Raw genomic sequence first — 16,497 nt, 5'->3', positions numbered from 1 at the left:
CCCGCCGCGACCTCCAGATCGCCTCGCGCAAGAAGGAGCGCCCCTGGGAGATCGGCAAGTCGTTCGACTATTCCGCGCCCTGCTCTGCGGTGCAGCCGGCTTCGAAGATCGGCCATCCCTCCAAGGGCAAGATCTGGCTCACGGTCAACGGCAAGGAAGCGCAGACGGGCGACCTCACCGAGCTGATCTGGAACGTGCCGGAAATCATCTGGCAGCTCTCGCAGCAGGTGAAGCTCGCCGCCGGCGACATCATCATGACGGGCACGCCCGCCGGCGTGTCGCAGCTCCAGCCCGGCGACAAGCTCGAATGCGGCGTCGACGGCGTCGGCACGCTGAAGGTGTCGATCGGCCAGCCGGAATAGGCTGCACAACGTGTAGAAATCGAAAGGCCCCGGACGTGTCCGGGGCCTTTTTGCATTGGGATCGCGCGGGCAGGAATGTCGGACTATGCGATCTACCAGGCCTTCACCGGCCGATCGGCATGGCTCGCCTGCGGCACGCCGCGATTGAGTGACATGTGGGAATGCACACACAGCCAACCGTCGGCATTTCTGGTGAACACCATTGTGGCCCGGCCGGGACGCGGAAACGGGCGACCATCGGGATGATAGCCCGTGCTGGTCCACGGCGCGATCACGGTTGCCATCGTGCCGTCGGAGGACGCCAGAATCGAGGTCTGCTCGAGGACGAAGCGAAAGTCGGTCGTCTTCGGCCAGACGTTATCCCATTGCGTGGCGACCCATTGATCAAGGCCCGGGATGACGTCGTTATGTGTGCCGAAGGCAAGCACGGCCGGGTGAAAGAGCGGCCTCGCCGAAGCGTAGTCGACCTCACGGACATAGCCTGCGAAGGTTTCCAGCCAACTGCGGAAGAACTGCGCTGTCTCGGTGTTCGCGGTCGGCAAGGGGGCCATTGCATGCTCCATATTCGGCCACTAAGTCTCGGCAATCTTGTTGCCATGGAGCGACGTATCCAGCAAGACTCGCGCTTTGAGGCTACCGGTGGAGATCGGTCGGGACCGGAGGGGCCGCCGTCAAGACCGCATCAGAAAACGAGAGGATGTCTCGGATGTCGAACACGATCACGGAGCTCGAGGGGCTGCTGATGCAGCGCTCGCTCACCGACCCACAGCTTCTGGCCGCGGCGGAGACGGCTTCGGATTTCCGAATCCTGCCGGATGCCACAGTGATCAAGATCGGCGGACAAAGCGTCATTGATCGCGGTCGCGCCGCGGTCTACCCGCTGGTCGACGAGATTGTCGCTGCCCGCAAGATCCACAAGCTCCTGATCGGGACCGGCGCCGGCACCCGCGCCCGCCACCTCTACTCGATCGCCGCAGGGCTTCGCCTGCCGGCCGGCGTGCTGTCGCAGCTCGGCGCCTCCGTTGCCGATCAGAACGCCGCAATGCTCGGGCAGCTCCTTGCCAAGCACGGCATCTCCGCCGTCAGCAGCGCCGGGCTCTCGTCCGTGCCGCTTTTCCTTGCCGAGGTGAACGCCGTCATCTTCAGCGGCATGCCGCCCTATAGCCTGTGGATGCGCCCCGCAGCCGAGGGCGTGATCCCGCCCTATCGCACGGATGCCGGATGTTTCCTCGTGGCCGAGCAGTTCGGCTGCAAGGCGATGATCTACGTGAAGGACGAGGACGGCCTCTACACCGCGAACCCGAAGACCGCAAAGAACGCAACGTTCATCCCGAAGATCTCGGTGGCCGAAATGAAGGCCAAGGGCCTTCAGGACTCGGTTCTGGAATTCCCGGTACTCGATCTGCTCGCCGCGGCGCGCCACGTCCGCGAAGTGCAGATCATCAATGGCCTCGTGCCCGGCAATCTGACCCGCGCGCTCGCGGGCGAGCATGTCGGCACCATCATCGCTGCGAGCTGAAGAGATTAGCGCCATGACCGTCACCAACCAGATCAAGCACGTCGCCTCGCCGCTCGCGCGCCAGACTCTCCTCGACGGCGATCTCACCCGCCCCATCGCTGGCAACCGTCCGAACAAGTTGCTGCCCTGGGTGCAGGTCATCAAGATCGGCGGCCGCGTCATGGATCGCGGTCACGAAGCGATCCTCCCGCTCGTCGACGAATTGCGGTCGCTCCTGCCCGAGCACCGCCTGCTCATCCTGACCGGCGCCGGTATCCGCGCCCGCCACCTCTATAGCGTCGGCCTCGACCTCGGATTGCCCGTCGGGTCCCTTGCGCCGCTCGCCGCGAGCGAGGCGGGCCAGAATGGCCATATCCTTGCGAGCCTGCTCGCGCCGGAGGGCGTCTCCTACATCGAGCATCCCACCATCGCGAGCCAGCTCGCCATCCACCTCAGCGCGGCCCGCGCGGTCATCGGCAGCGCCTTTCCGCCGTACCACCATCATGAATTCCCGACCTCGCGCATCCCGCTGCATCGGGCCGACACCGGCGCCTTCCTGCTCGCCGACGCGCTTGGTGCCGCGGGCCTCACGATCGTGGAGGACGTCGATGGCGTCTACACCAGCGATCCCAACGGCGCCGACGGCAAGAAAGCGGAGCTGTTGCGGGAGACCACCGTCGCCGAGCTTGCGAAGCTCAAGGGCACGCTGCCGTTCGATCCGGCGCTGATCGAGGTCATGACGAACGCGCGGCACATCGCGCGCCTGCAGGTCGTGAACGGCCTCGTTCCCGGCCGGCTCGCGGCGGCGCTGCGCGGTCAGCACGTCGGGACGATCATTCACACCGGTGCCCGCCCGGCCTGATTGCGACTACGCCAGCACATCGCGCGCCGGCCAGGTGCGCGCTAAAACGTCAGAGCCCCGGAGCGCGCTCCGGGGCTTTTCAATTCAGGCTTGGCGCAGCGCGCCAATCACCTCAGCGCCGACACCACGATCAGACCGAGGATCAGCCCCGTCAGCGAGTACTTCAGCGTGTAGTAGACGTTGCGGTTCCATTCCTTGACCTTGCGGCTGGCGAGATGGATCTCGTAGAGCTTGCCGAAGACCTTGTTGAGCGCGCCGACATTCTCGCCGTCGACGTTCTGGGTCGCCGACGCCTTGACGATGTGATGGCTGACCCAGCGGTTGATCGCGGTCATGACGCCGTACTTCATCGGACGCTCGACGTCGCAGAACAGGATGATGCGGTTGACGTCGGTCGCGTTCTCGGCACTGTGGATGAAGGTCTCGTCGAACATGAAGGCCTCGCCGTCGCGCCAGACGCATTCGACGCCATCGACCAGGATGCGGCACTTGTTCGAGTTCGGCGTGACGAGGCCGAGGTGGTAGCGCAGCGAGCCGGCGAAGGGATCACGATGGGCGCCGAGCTTGCCTCCCGGCGGCAGCATCGCGAACATCGCGCCGTGCACGCTCGGAATCGAGTTCAACAGCTCCACCGTCTTCGGGCATAGCGTGCGCGCCGACGGCAGGAAGTCGTCGTACCACTTCAGGTAAAAGCGCTTCCAGCCGCTCTTGAAGAACGAATAGAAGCCCCAGTCGTTGTTCTTCGCCGCCGCGCGGATGAAGCCCTCGTCAAACAGGCGAACGGCCTCGTCGCGGATGGTCTCCCAATTCTCGCTGAGCGGCGTGAGCTCGGGAAACTGGTCGACCGAGATCACGGGCTTGTTCGGCACGGCCGAGCCCGCATACATCAGCACGTTGTAGGGTGCGAGATAGGTCGAGTGGTCGCCGAGCTGGCGCGCAAAGCGCAGCCGCTGCTTGCCCCGGAAGTGAACGTAAATCGTCGATGCCGCAAGCACATAAAGAATGACCAGCTGCGGCGCAAAAAGCTGTTTCAGCATATCCCCGTCCCCAAGTGACCCAGCCGAGGTGTCGTGTAGCGCGGTGCGACCCCAGCGGCAAGGTACTCACCGGTGGGTTGCTGTCTGACGGCGGATCACAAAGAACGGAACCGGCGCTGAACAAGCCGGAAGGGGCCGAATCAGGCGCGCGCCAGCGCCTGCAGCCCCTTGAACGTCAGACGCTTGGGATCCCTGACGCCCGCGAGATAGAACTGGCGGATGAAGGCGGCGACGGCATCGCGGTCACAAGCGGTCAGCGCGACGACGGCGTCGACCGCGATCTTCTGGGCTTCCATTGGGCTCACCTCGGCCTTGCGAGTACCCCGGCCGAGACAGGCTAGGACTCACCGGTTAATTCGGCATTAACCGTTCGGGCACCGTGGCCGATTCGGCCTGACGGCCGAATACGCAAAACGACGCATTGGCGCGGCGCCAGAGCAGCAGCGCGCGCCGGCTGCCCGCACCTTCAGCTCCCGGCGATATCGACGACGGCCTGGGCAAAGGCTTGCGGGGCCTCCTGGGGCAGGTTGTGCCCGATGCCGCCAGTGATGGTCCGGTGCTCGTACTTGCCGGAGAATTTCTTCGCGTAGCTCGAGGGCTCCGGATGCGGTGCGCCGTTGGCGTCGCCTTCCATGGTGATGGTGGGAACGGTGATCACGGGCAAGCTCGCCAACCGCTGCTCGAGCTCGGCATATTTCGCTTCACCCTCGGCCAACCCGAGCCGCCAGCGATAATTGTGGATGGTGATGTCGACGTGGTCGGCGTTCTCGAGCGAGGCCGCGCTGCGGTCATAGGTGGCGTCGTCGAAATGCCATTTGGGCGAGGCGAGCTTCCAGATCAGCCTGGCGAAGTCGTGCCGGTTCTTGGCGTAGCCCTCACGGCCGCGTTCGGTGGCGAAATAGAACTGATACCACCATTGCAGCTCGGCACTCGGCGGCAGCGGCATCTTGCCTGCCGCCTGGCTCGAGATCAGGTAGCCACTCACCGAGACCATTGCGTTGACGCGCTCCGGCCAGAGTGCCGCGACGATGTTGGCGGTGCGCCCGCCCCAATCGTAGCCGGCGAGCGTCGCCTGCTTGATGCCCAGCGCATCCATCAGCGCGACGATGTCGACGGCAAGCGCTGCGGGCTCGCCGTTGCGCATGGTGTCGGGCGACAGGAAGCGCGTGGTGCCATAGCCGCGCAGATGCGGAACGATGACGTGGTAGCCCGCCTGCGCCAGCGTCGGCGCGACGTCGACGAAGCTGTGGATGTCATAGGGCCAGCCATGCAGCAGGATCACCACGGGACCATCGGCCGGACCGGCCTCGGCATATCCGACGTTGAGGACGCCGGCGTCGATCTGCTTGATCGCGGCAAAGGTCGTATTCGCGCCCGGCTTGACCGTGGGCAAATTCGACGGGCTCGCCTTGCGAGACTGCGCAGCGGCGGCGCTGCCGAAGACCAGCGGCGCGGCGATGCCGATCGCGGCGAAGGCCAGGAAGCTGCGACGATCGGGGATTATTTTTTCTGACATATCCATCTCTTGAATTGGAAAGAGGCGCTCGGCGTAGCCGGCGGCCGCTCTATCATGTCAGACGTAGGCGCAACCGAGACGGCGAATGGCCAGCGAGGGAAGCACCGTTTCGCGCAGCCGACGAGTCACAATTCAGCGACTGTCATTCAGCGCGTGTCGATCGCTTTCTTCAGGACAGCGAACTGCTTCTTCAGCCGCGGCACCGCGAAGTCCGTGAAGGCACGCACCTTCGGCACCGACAGCCGGCCCTGCGGCGAGATCAGGTGCACGGGCATCTCGGGATCCTCGTCGCCCGCGAGCACGATGTCGAGCTCGCCGCGATGCACCTGCTCGGCGACCTGGTAGGAATACATCCGCGCGACGCCGCGGCCGGCGACCGCAGAGGCGACCGCGGCATAGGTGCTGTTGATCACGAGCCGCGGCGTGAACTGGACGGTTCGCGGGCTCGAGGAGCCGCGTTGCGGCGCAAAGCTCCAGGAATTCGGCAGGTGGGCCATGGCGATGATCTGGTGCTTGGCGAGATCACCCGGCTCCGCAATGCGCGGATGCTGGTTCAGATATCGCGGCGCGGCCACCACCACGCGGCGCACGTCGCCGAGCTTCGTCGCAACCATTGCCGAATCCGAGAGAGGACCGATGCGGAGGGCGACGTCGATCCCCTCCTCGATGAGGTTGACCGCGCGGTCGAACAGCAACAGTTTTGCCGACACTGTCGGGTAGGCATCCAGGAAGGCATCGAGGATCGGCCGCAGCACCATCTCGCCTGAGACCACCGGCGCGGTGATCGCAAGAGTACCGCGCGGTGCGGCACGGGGGCCGGCCGCGATATCGTCGGCCTCCTCCAGCTCAGTCAGCACGCGGCGGCAGATCGCGACGTAATGCTCGCCCTCCTCGCTGAGCTTGATCGAGCGCGTCGTGCGGTGCAGGAGCTCGACGCCGACCCGTTCCTCCAGGAAGGCGATGGCACGGCTCACCGCCGCCGGCGACCGGCCCAGCTTGCGCCCTGCGGCAGCAAGGCTGCCCTCGTCCGCCGCAAGGACGAACACCTTCATCGCGTCCAGCCGATCCATGGCCTTTCCGCCGCCCCATCAAAATCCGACTGCAAGCTAGGCGCTCGCGCGCGCCGCGACAACCTCCGGAGACCGATCCGCCATTCGATCGCGGCGCGAAAGAGTGTCTGCCGGACAGCGCGTATTCGCACCCGAGCCGCTGCGGCGTACCTCTCACCGCGAGCCAGTGGCTGCCCCGCAGTCGATCGGCACAGGGTCAGTCTCACAGATCCAACAACAGGAGCCCATCATGGGTATCGAGCAGAAAGTCGCCATCATCACCGGTGCTTCGCAGGGCATCGGCGCCGCCCTCGTCAAGGGTTATCGCGATCGCAACTATCGCGTCGTCGCAACGGCGCGCTCCATCAAGCCTTCCGCCGACGATGACATCCTCACCGTCGCCGGCGACATCGCCGACCCGAGCACCGCCGAGCGCGTGGTCCCGCAGGCCGTTGCGCGCTTCGGCCGCATCGACACTCTGGTCAACAATGCCGGCATCTTCGTCGCAAAACCGTTCACGCAGTACACGGCCGAGGACTATGCGGCGGTGATGGGCATCAACGTCGCGGGCTTCTTCCGCATCACGCAGCTCGCCATCGCCGAGATGGAAAAGCAGGGCTCCGGCCATGTCGTCCAGATCACGACCAGCCTGGTCGATCAGGCCAATTCGAACGTGCCGTCGGTGCTAGCCTCGCTGAGCAAGGGCGGCCTCAACGCGGCGACGAAGTCGCTGGCGATCGAATATGCCAAGCGCGGCATCCGCGTGAACGCGGTGTCGCCCGGCATCATCAAGTCGCCGATGCATCCGGTCGAGACGCATGCCCAGCTCGGCGCGCTCCACCCCGTCGGTCACATGGGCGAGATGGCCGACATCGTCGACGCCGTGCTCTATCTCGAGCAGGCCGGCTTCGTGACCGGCGAGATCCTGCACGTCGACGGCGGCCAGAGCGCCGGCCATTGAGCCGACAGGAGTAGCCACGATGCCCATCGTCACCATTCAAGTGACCCGCGAGGGAACGACGCCGGGAGCGGCGTCGCTCACGGCGGAGGAAAAGGCCGCGCTGATCAAGGGCTCCAGCCAGCTCCTGCTCGACGTGCTCGGCAAACCGCTCGATTCGACCTTCGTCGTGATCGAGGAGGTCGACACTGACAATTGGGGTTGGGGCGGGCTGCCCGCGCTGGAATTCCGGCGCCGCAGGGCCGCACAGACAGGCTGATCCGCGCGGGTAATCCGCGCAGGAGGATGACATGACCGAACTGAATGCAGATACCAAGCACCATGCCCGGCCGCATCAGCGGCAGGCATCGACGTCACAATCAACTTCGCAGCAAACCTGGCGATATGCCGTGGCCGGCCTGTCCGCATCGCTGGTCGGCCTCGGCCTCGCCCGCTTTGCCTATACGCCGCTGATCCCGGCCCTGATCGCCGCAAAGTGGTTCAGCGCGTCCGACGTCGTCTATCTCGGCGCCGCGAACCTTGCCGGCTATCTCGCCGGCGCGCTCGCGGCGCGCGCTGGGGCGGCCCGTATCGGCGCGGTCCGCTCGTTGCGCATCATGATGCTGCTCGCCACCGTTTCCTTTTTCGCGAGCTCACACCCGGTGTCGTTCACCTGGTTCTTCGTCTGGCGTTTCCTGGCGGGCTTCACCGGAGGCATCATCATGGTGCTGGCGGCGTCCGTCGTGCTGCCGCATACCTCGCCCGCCAAGCGCGGCATCGTCGGCGGCGTGATCTTCGCCGGCGTCGGCCTCGGCGTTGCTGCATCGGGCACGCTGGTGCCGCTGCTGCTGCAACAGGGCCTGCCGCAGAGCTGGTACGGCCTTGGCGCTTTCTCAGGCCTGCTGACGCTCGTGAGCTGGCGAAACTGGCCAGCAGAGGCCAAGACCGATGCCGCGCCTGTGCCGCATCCGGCGAAGCAACGTCACACCTCGCCCGCAGCTCAGGCCTTGCTGGTCCAGTATGGCCTCAATGCGGTAGCGCTGGTGCCGCACATGGTCTTCATCGTCGATTTCGTGGCGCGCGGCCTCGGCCAGGGCATCGCCGCGGGATCGCGCTACTGGGTGCTGTACGGCCTCGGCGCGATCGTCGGCCCGCTCGTCACCGGCCATCTCGGCGACAGGGCCGGATTTGGACCGGCGCTGCGCGCGGCCTTTCTAGTGGAAGCAGCTGCCGTCCTGCTGCCGACCGTGAGCACGGCGCCGGTCTCGCTGATCGTGTCGAGCGTCGTGGTCGGCGGCTTCACGCCCGGTATCGTGCCGCTCGTGCTCGGACGTATCCATGAGCTCGTCCCGCACAGCACCGAGCAGCAGCGCACCACGTGGAGCCACGCCACCACCAGCTTCGCGCTGTTCCAGGCGGCCGCAGCCTACGGCTTCTCCTGGCTCTATGCGCACACCGGCGGCGACTATCTCGTGCTGTTCGCCCTAGGCGGCGGCGCCGTGGTCCTGGCGCTCGCGATCGATCTCGCGATGGCCCTGACCACGCGCAAAGCCTAGCGACGACGGCGGCGATGATCAGGAATACTGCATCACGCCGTCGTCGATCCGGCCGAAGCGTAAGGAGACGATGTCAAAGGCGTAGTTCTGGTAGAGCCGCCATGGCCGCTTCGAGCCCTGCTTGGGCATCTTCGCAATCGCGCGCTGCACATAGCCGGAGGTGAAGTCCAGCGAGGGCTGGGCCGTGACCGCAGGATCATCATTGTGCGGCATGCATTGGCGGAAATTGCAGCGGTCCATGTAGTTGATGAGCCGGCAGACATACTCGCAGGTGAGATCGCATTTCAGCGTCCAGGACGCGTTGGTGTAGCCAAAGGCCGAGGCAAGGTTCGGCACGTCCGCATACATCATGCCCTTGTAGGTCAGCGTCTTCGCGAAATCGACGGTGCGACCGTCGACGCTGATCTCGAGGCCGCCGACGACCTGGAGCACCAGGCCCGTGGCCGTGACGACGATGTCGGCCGCAAGCTCGCTGCCGTCCTTCAGGCGGATGCCGTCGCGCGTAAAAGTATCGATCTCGTTGGTAACCACAGAGGCCCGCTGCTCGCGGATCGCTTTGAACAGGTCGCCGTCCGGCACGAGGCACAGCCGCTGATCCCAGGGATTGTAGCGTGGCGTGAAATGGGTCGCGACATCGTAGTCGGGACCGAGCGCCATCTGCACGCCCTTGAGGATCAGGTCCTTCACCTTGGCAGGCCGGCGCCGGCTGAGCTGGAAGAAGAACATCCCCCACATCACGTTGCGCCAGCGGATCAGGTGATAGGCGAGTGTCGCCGGCAGATTGCGGCGGAGCTTGTTGGCCAGCAGATCCTGCGCCGGCCGCGACACCACGTAGGTCGGCGAGCGCTGCAGCATGACGACCTGTGAGGCCTTCTTGGCAAGCTCCGGCACCAGCGTCACTGCGGTCGCGCCCGAACCGATCACGACGACGCGTTTTCCGGCGTAGTCGATATCGTCGGTCCATTTCTGCGGATGCACGATACGGCCCTGGAAACCGGCCGTGCCCTTGAACTCCGGCGTATAGCCTTCCTCGTATTTGTAATAGCCGGAGCACATGAACAGGAAATTGCAGGTGAAGCGCACGAGCTCGGTTGCGCCCTCGCCCGTCGCCCGCTCGGCCTCGACGGTCCAGCGCGCGTCCGGTGTCGACCAGGAGGCGCGCCTGACGCGATGACGATAGCGGATCTTGCTGTCGATGCCGTTCTCAGCCGCCGTCTTACGCACATAGTTCAGGATTTGCGGACCGTCGGCGATCGCCTTCGAATCGGTCCACGGCTTGAAGGAATAGCCGAGCGTGAACATGTCGCTGTCGGAGCGGATGCCGGGATAGCGGAACAGATCCCAGGTGCCGCCGATGCAGTCGCGACCCTCCAGGATGACGTAGCTCTTCGTCGGGCACTTCGTCTGAAGATGATAGCCCGCGCCGATGCCCGACAGGCCGGCACCGACGATCAGCACGTCGAAATGTTCTTGGGACATGGTTTCCTCCGCCGCTGAGGATTGTCCGCCTGCGGGCGCGGCCCGTCAACTGGCAATGGACCAAAGGCACAACCAGAAGGAGATTCACCCGGCACGTTCAAAACAACGAAGCCCCGGATCGCTCCGGGGCTTCACATCGATCGTCGATCGGACTGGTGTCTCAGTAGCGATAGTGATCGCTCTTGTAAGGACCTTCCTGCTTCACACCGATATAGTCGGCCTGGTCCTTGCGCAGCTCGGTGAGCTTGACGCCGATCTTGGCGAGGTGCAGGCGCGCGACCTTCTCGTCGAGCGTCTTCGGCAGTACGTAGACCTTCTTCACGTACTTGCCGTCCTTGTTGTTGGCGAACAGCTCGATCTGCGCCAGCGTCTGGTTGGTGAAGGACGCCGACATCACGAAGCTCGGGTGGCCCATCGCGTTGCCAAGGTTCACGAGGCGGCCTTCCGACAACAGGATGATGCGGTGCTTGTCGGGGAATTCGATCTCGTCGACCTGCGGCTTGATGTTGGTCCACTTCAGGTTACGCAGCGACGCGATCTGGATCTCGTTGTCGAAGTGACCGATGTTGCAGACGATGGCGCGATCCTTCATCGCGCGCATGTGCTCGATGGTGATGATGTCCTTGTTGCCGGTGGCAGTGACGAAGATGTCGGCGCGGGGCGCGGCGTCTTCCATCGTCACGACCTCATAGCCTTCCATCGCCGCCTGCAGCGCACAGATCGGATCGACTTCCGACACCATCACGCGGCAGCCGGCCTGGCGCAGCGAAGCCGCCGAGCCCTTGCCGACGTCGCCGAAGCCGGCGACCATCGCCACCTTGCCCGACAGCATGACGTCGGTGCCGCGGCGGATGCCGTCGACCAGCGATTCGCGGCAGCCATAGAGATTGTCGAACTTCGACTTGGTGACGCTGTCGTTGACGTTGATGGCGGGGAACAGCAGCGTGCCCTTGTTCGCCATCTCATAGAGACGGTGCACGCCCGTGGTGGTCTCTTCCGAGACGCCCTTGATGTTCTTGGCGATCTCGGCGAAGTAGCCCTTCGGCTTCTCCTTGAGCAGGCGCTTGACCAGCGCGTAGAAGATTTCTTCTTCTTCGGAACCCGGCTTGTCGAGGAAGGCGGTGTCGCCGTTCTCGGCGCGCACGCCGGCATGCACCAGCATGGTGGCGTCGCCACCGTCATCGAGGATCATGTTCGGCGTGCCGCCGCCATGCCAGTCGAACAGCTTTGCGGTGTAGTCCCAGTACTCGGTCAGCGTCTCGCCCTTGACGGCGAAGACGGGAATGCCGGCGGCCGCGATCGCGGCGGCGGCGTGGTCCTGCGTCGAGTAGATGTTGCAGGAGACCCAGCGGATGTCGGCGCCGAGGGCGGCAAGCGTCTCGATCAGGACCGCGGTCTGGATCGTCATGTGCAGCGAACCGGCGATGCGCGCGCCCTTCAGCGGCTGCTTCGGGCCGAACTCTTCGCGGGTGGCCATCAGGCCGGGCATCTCGGTCTCGGCAAGCGAGATCTCCTTGCGGCCGAAATCGGCGAGCGAAATGTCCTTGACGATGTAATCGGTGAAGCCGGGCTTCGCGTTCATGAGAGCTTCCTGTTTGTTTGCTCGTCATTCCGGGGCGCTCGTGAAACGAGCGAACCCGGAATCCAGAGGTTCGAGATTCCGGGTTCGCCGCTTGAAGCGGCGCCCCGGAATGACGGTGCGGTTAGAGCGCGCGCTTGAGCGGCTCGACCAGGTCGGTCTTCTCCCAGGAGAAGCCGCCCTCGTTGTCGGGCGTGCGACCGAAATGTCCGTAGGCCGAGGTGCGCGCGTAGATCGGGCGGTTGAGGTCGAGGTGGGTGCGGATGCCGCGCGGGGTGAGATCCATCGCCTGCGCCGCCGCCTTCTCGAGCTGGTCCTCCGGCACCTTACCGGTGCCGTGGGTGTCGATGTAGATCGACAGCGGACGCGCCACGCCGATGGCGTAAGCGAGCTGGAGCGTGCAGCGGTCGGCGAGACCGGCCGCGACGATGTTCTTGGCGACGTAGCGCGCGGCATAAGCGGCCGAACGATCGACCTTGGTCGGATCCTTGCCGGAGAACGCGCCGCCGCCATGCGGAGCCGCGCCGCCATAGGTGTCGACGATGATCTTGCGGCCGGTCAGGCCGGAGTCGCCGTCGGGACCGCCGATGTAGAACTTGCCGGTCGGGTTGATGTGCCAGATGGTCTTGCCGTTGATCCAGTCCTTCGGCAGCGCCTCGCGCACATAGGGCTCGACGATGTCGCGAACCTGGTTGGAGGTGAGGTCCTCGACGAGGTGTTGGTGCGACACCACGATCTCGCGCACGCCGACCGGCTTGCCGTTCTCGTACTGCACGGTGACCTGGCTCTTGGAGTCGGGACCCAGCACCTTCTCGCGGCCGGAGTGACGCGCTTCGGAGATGAGGCGCAGGATCTTGTGGGCGTAGAAGATCGGTGCCGGCATCAGGTCGGGCGTCTCGTTGGTGGCGTAGCCGAACATGATGCCCTGGTCGCCCGCGCCTTCTTCCTTGACCTCGCCCGGCTGAAGCGCATCGACGCCCTGCGCGATGTCGGCCGACTGCGGGTGCAGGAGGATCTCGATGTCGCAGGTCTTCCAGTGGAAGCCGTCCTGCTCGTAGCCGATGTCCTTGATGGCGCCGCGCACGACGCTCTCGATCTGCTCGTTGGTGACCGACTTCGGACCGCGGGTCTCGCCGGCGATCACCACCTTGTTGGTGGTCGCGAGCGTCTCGCAGGCGGCGCGGATAGCCCAAGGATCGATGCCGGCTTTCGGCCCTTCGCGGTAGAACAGATCGACGATCTCATCGGAGATCCGGTCGCACACCTTGTCCGGATGGCCTTCAGACACGGACTCGCTGGTGAAGAGATAGGACGCGCGCATCAAGTAACCCCTTGTTCCGCCACTAGAGCCGGCGGGCGTTTGCGATGTTTACCGTTGGATTATGTCAATCACGCCGGCGCGAGATGACGTAGGATTCGTCAAGAAACCAGAGCCCATTGTACTTCCGCAGCACATCCCTGGCGGCATCCAGGGTGCGGCCGTTTTGAGTCATTTCTGTCAATCGGTCGTCCTCGATCTGAGCGACATACACCGCCGCATTCCAGGCTGCAAAGGCTGTCGAGGTTCCGATCGTGCCGGTTACCTCGTTGGGCAGCGCTTCCATATCATACCTGAAGATCGAACGGTTATCCGCGTAAGCATTAAAATTTAGGTCCCGGCCCAACGATCCGAGCTCATACTTAACTGCGCGCAGTAGCTCATGACGGCTGACCGAGAAAGGATTTTCTCCAGGCCAGATCGCCTGGATCATTTCCATGCCCGGATCCTGACCGTGGGAGTGGATACCGATCAGGCGCCCACCGGGCCGAAGCGCCCGTGCAAGAGGCGCAATGATCCGTTTTGCCCGAAAATTAACCGAGGACAGGGCGCGGTATGGCTGGGATGCAATAACGAGGTCGAAATTGGCCTCGGTCTGGCCTGGCCGCGGAATGGTCGAATCCAAAAGGAACCTGTGGTCCTCGCGATAGAGCACCAGGACGACGGGCCGCTCATATAGTGGCATGGCCGTGCGTGGGCTGATCGCGGCGCGCCAGTTCTGCTCCAGGAACGGCCTCAGCTCTGCGATCTGCGTCTCAAACTCTCCCGACGAAGCGCCCCGAAGCGGGACTTCCTGCCAGACGGTGGCAGCCGCCGCCGCGGGCGATGCCGGCGTGAGCCAAGGCGCCTCCGAGTAGAACATGTTGGTAAAGACGAACACCGACGCCGGATGCTCGAAAATGCGATCCGGCACCTTCTCCAGCGTCAGGCGCAGGTCCTCGAGACTAAGCTCCTTGCCGGCGACATAGAACGGCATGTGTGGAAAGCGCTGGTGCGTTGCGCGCAGCACCCGCGCCAGCACTGTGCCATCGCCGATGCCCGCGTCGAACACGCGCAGTGCCGGCGGACGTGGATGTATGGTGGCAAGCTCCAGCGCCACGCGGTCGGCGATGACCCGCTTCTCGCTGCAGGTGTGGACGAACAGCAGATATTTCTGCCGGTTCTCGAAGAAACGGAAATTGCCGCGCGGATCGCGCTTTTCCGGAGGCACCTGAAGTCCCCGCGGCGGCGGCACGCCGCCGGCCATCGATGCGGCCATATAGGCCTGGATCCGCTCCAGCGTGTCGATGGTGATGCGCTTTCCCTCGCGCAGGCGATTCACCAGCTTCCCATCGTTCACCGCGCGCCGGCCAAACGTCGATTCCGCCATGTCTGCCTTGCGGCAGAACTCGGTGATCTGGCTCAGGATTTCGTCGTTCTTCATCGGTGGGAAACGGGTGGGCAGCAGCGTTATGACCAACCTCTTAGCAAAATCTGCCCACTGGGGGAATACCCGGCTTGCTTTACTTCACTTCCAATGACGGGCGCGTGAACCCCGATGCGCCGCCCGGCAACAAACAAGCGCTTCTCCTCTTACGGGACCACCGCTATGCGCCGCCTGCTCGTCGCGCTCTGCCTGCTCGCTGCAACACTGTGGTCCGCGCCCTGCTCTGCGCAGGCGCGCAGCCAGCTCGGGCCGCTCTGCACCACCGACACCACGCCGGCGGACCAGATGATCGACGCCTGCAACAAGATCGTCGCGCTCAAGGTGTTCAAGGGCCCGCAGCTTGCGACGATCTATTTCTGGCGCGCCGTGGGCTGGAACAAGAAGGGCGACTACACCAGGGTCATTGCGGATGCCGCTGAGGCGATCCGGCTGCAGCCGAGCCAGGCGGTCTACAATCTTCGGGGATCGGCCTATTACGACAAGGACGAGTACGACATCGCGATCGCCGATTTCGACGATGCGCTGAAGCTCGGGCCGCCGAGCGGCATCATCTTTCACAACCGCGGCAATGCCTGGCGCGGAAAGGGCGACTACGCAATGGCGATCGCCGACTACGACATGTCGATCAAGGCCGATCCGAAATCGGCGTTCGCGTTCAAGAACCGCGGCATCTCGAAAGAGGCGCTTGGCGATCTCGACGGCGCGCTTGCCGACATCAACCAGGCGATCCGGCTCGACCCGAGCCTGCCGCAGCCGCTGATCGACCGCACCGCGATCTGGCGGGCCAAGGGCGATCTCGATCGCGCGATTGCCGACGGCAGCGAAGCGATCCGGCTTGCGAAGGAGAAGCCGCCGACGAACATCATGACGCCGCCGAACAGCGTGCTGATCTCGGGCTACATCCATCGCGCGCTCGCCTATGAGGCGAAGGGCGACTATGCCCATGCCCGCGACGACTACAAGGCGACGCTGGCGATCGTGGCCTCCGACGCCGGCAGCAAGGCCAATCAGGCGACGGCAAAAGTGCGGCTGTCGCTGGTGACGGACGCAAGCGCGCCGATCCCGCGCGACGCGCCGGCATCGACACAGCAGAGCACGCCCACGCAGCAGCAGGGCAACACCACGCCGGCGCCCTCGCCTGCACCTGCCAGCCCAGACAAGCGTATGGCATTGGTCATCGGCAACGGCGCCTATGCGCATGTCAAGGCGCTGCCCAATCCGCCCAACGATGCGCGTGCGGTGGCAAAGAGCCTGCGCGACATCGGCTTCACCGTATCGGAAGGCGTCGATCTCGACCGAGCGGCGATGCAGAAGATGACGCGCAACTTCCTGCGCGAGGCGGCGCGGGCGCAGGTCGCACTGGTCTACTATGCCGGTCACGGCGTGCAGGTCGACGGCCGCAACTATCTCATCCCGGTCGACGTCGAGCTCAAGGCTGGCAGCAGCATGACGGAGGCGATGATCGACATGGACACGATCATGGCCGGCCTCGACGACCAGGTCCGCACCAACATTTTGATCTTCGATGCCTGCCGCAACAATCCGATGGCGCAGCCGGTGGCGTCCGCAGGCACCAATCGCGGCATCGAAGGCGCCTCGGGCCTCGCAGCTCCAATGAGCTTAGGGGCCGGTGCGACGCTGGGCGCCGGCACACTGATCGCATTCGCCACCGCGCCGGGCCAGGTCGCGCTCGACGGCGAAGGCGCCAATTCACCGTTCTCCGCCGCCCTCTCCCGCCATATCGGCACGCCGGGGCTGGAGGTGCAGCAGATGCTGACGCGGGTGCGGGCGGAGGTGGTGTCGACCACGAAGAACAAGCAGGTGCCGTGGTCGAACTCGTCGCTGCTGGGCGAGGTTTATCTGGCGGAGAAGTGACGG

Annotated in this window: 16 protein-coding genes; 7 read left to right on the top strand and 9 right to left on the bottom strand. The window is 64.8% G+C overall.

Annotation, left to right across the window (positions count from 1 at the left end; all coding sequences use genetic code 11):
• A partial coding sequence (locus AYJ54_RS53100; protein ID WP_245329238.1) for a fumarylacetoacetate hydrolase family protein occupies positions 1-362 on the top strand: 362 nt, incomplete at its 5' end.
• A 92-nt stretch (positions 363-454) separates the two neighbouring features.
• Here the strand turns inward: AYJ54_RS53100 and AYJ54_RS38915 are convergent.
• The gene (locus AYJ54_RS38915; RefSeq protein WP_063707768.1) at positions 455-913 is read right to left on the bottom strand and encodes a YybH family protein; all 459 of its coding nucleotides are present in this window, start codon (positions 911-913) and stop codon (positions 455-457) included.
• Between the two features lie 155 nt (positions 914-1,068).
• Between AYJ54_RS38915 and AYJ54_RS38910 the strand changes: the two genes are divergently transcribed.
• Both AYJ54_RS38910 and AYJ54_RS38905 read left to right on the top strand, forming a co-directional pair.
• On the top strand, positions 1,069-1,881 hold the full coding sequence (locus AYJ54_RS38910) for an amino acid kinase family protein (protein WP_063707766.1): 813 nt from the start codon (positions 1,069-1,071) through the stop codon (positions 1,879-1,881).
• Positions 1,882-1,894: 13 nt separating this feature from the next.
• Complete coding sequence (locus tag AYJ54_RS38905; protein ID WP_063707764.1) at positions 1,895-2,722, top strand: amino acid kinase family protein; 828 nt, start codon at positions 1,895-1,897, stop codon at positions 2,720-2,722.
• A gap of 107 nt (positions 2,723-2,829) precedes the next feature.
• On the opposite strand, the gene AYJ54_RS38900 is transcribed toward AYJ54_RS38905, so the two are convergent.
• The 4 genes from AYJ54_RS38900 to AYJ54_RS38890 form a co-directional block, all read right to left on the bottom strand.
• Positions 2,830-3,759, bottom strand: coding sequence for an aspartyl/asparaginyl beta-hydroxylase domain-containing protein (locus tag AYJ54_RS38900; RefSeq protein ID WP_063707763.1), 930 nt, complete (start codon positions 3,757-3,759; stop codon positions 2,830-2,832).
• Between the two features lie 140 nt (positions 3,760-3,899).
• Positions 3,900-4,055: a hypothetical protein gene (locus tag AYJ54_RS51605; RefSeq protein ID WP_201724313.1), complete on the bottom strand. Its 156-nt coding sequence runs from the start codon at positions 4,053-4,055 to the stop codon at positions 3,900-3,902.
• A gap of 170 nt (positions 4,056-4,225) precedes the next feature.
• Positions 4,226-5,275 (bottom strand): alpha/beta fold hydrolase, encoded by a 1,050-nt coding sequence (locus AYJ54_RS38895; RefSeq protein WP_063707827.1) that lies wholly within the window; start codon positions 5,273-5,275, stop codon positions 4,226-4,228.
• 146 nt (positions 5,276-5,421) lie between these two features.
• A complete protein-coding gene (locus AYJ54_RS38890; protein WP_063707761.1) occupies positions 5,422-6,345 on the bottom strand; it encodes a LysR family transcriptional regulator in 924 nt (307 codons plus the stop codon).
• A 229-nt stretch (positions 6,346-6,574) separates the two neighbouring features.
• On the opposite strand from AYJ54_RS38890, the gene AYJ54_RS38885 reads away from it, so the two are divergent.
• From AYJ54_RS38885 to AYJ54_RS38875, 3 genes are read left to right on the top strand one after another with little or no spacing between them, the layout of a single operon-like run.
• Entirely contained in the window at positions 6,575-7,285 is a 711-nt protein-coding gene (locus AYJ54_RS38885; protein ID WP_063707759.1) for an SDR family NAD(P)-dependent oxidoreductase, read from the top strand.
• A 19-nt stretch (positions 7,286-7,304) separates the two neighbouring features.
• Entirely contained in the window at positions 7,305-7,541 is a 237-nt protein-coding gene (locus tag AYJ54_RS38880; RefSeq protein ID WP_063707757.1) for a tautomerase family protein, read from the top strand.
• Between the two features lie 31 nt (positions 7,542-7,572).
• Complete coding sequence (locus AYJ54_RS38875; RefSeq protein WP_063707756.1) at positions 7,573-8,817, top strand: YbfB/YjiJ family MFS transporter; 1,245 nt, start codon at positions 7,573-7,575, stop codon at positions 8,815-8,817.
• Positions 8,818-8,835: 18 nt separating this feature from the next.
• Here AYJ54_RS38875 and AYJ54_RS38870 read toward each other — a convergent pair whose 3' ends face one another.
• From AYJ54_RS38870 to AYJ54_RS38855, 4 genes are all read right to left on the bottom strand, one after another.
• Positions 8,836-10,296, bottom strand: a complete 1,461-nt coding sequence (locus AYJ54_RS38870; RefSeq protein ID WP_063707754.1) for a flavin-containing monooxygenase — start codon at positions 10,294-10,296, stop codon at positions 8,836-8,838.
• 160 nt (positions 10,297-10,456) lie between these two features.
• The gene (gene ahcY / locus AYJ54_RS38865; protein WP_063707752.1) at positions 10,457-11,878 is read right to left on the bottom strand and encodes an adenosylhomocysteinase; all 1,422 of its coding nucleotides are present in this window, start codon (positions 11,876-11,878) and stop codon (positions 10,457-10,459) included.
• A gap of 121 nt (positions 11,879-11,999) precedes the next feature.
• Positions 12,000-13,196, bottom strand: a complete 1,197-nt coding sequence (metK, locus tag AYJ54_RS38860; protein ID WP_063707750.1) for a methionine adenosyltransferase — start codon at positions 13,194-13,196, stop codon at positions 12,000-12,002.
• 64 nt (positions 13,197-13,260) lie between these two features.
• Positions 13,261-14,616 carry a hypothetical protein gene (locus tag AYJ54_RS38855; protein WP_063707748.1) on the bottom strand — a complete coding sequence of 452 codons (1,356 nt, stop codon included), beginning with the start codon at positions 14,614-14,616 and terminating at the stop codon, positions 13,261-13,263.
• A 165-nt stretch (positions 14,617-14,781) separates the two neighbouring features.
• Between AYJ54_RS38855 and AYJ54_RS38850 the strand changes: the two genes are divergently transcribed.
• A complete protein-coding gene (locus AYJ54_RS38850) occupies positions 14,782-16,494 on the top strand; it encodes a caspase family protein (RefSeq protein ID WP_063707826.1) in 1,713 nt (570 codons plus the stop codon).
• Positions 16,495-16,497: the final 3 nt, after the last annotated feature.

Source organism: Bradyrhizobium centrolobii, assembly GCF_001641635.1.
Lineage (GTDB): Bacteria > Pseudomonadota > Alphaproteobacteria > Rhizobiales > Xanthobacteraceae > Bradyrhizobium > Bradyrhizobium centrolobii.
Note: the sequence above shows the minus strand (reverse complement) of the source record. Positions and strands in the feature narration are given on the sequence as shown.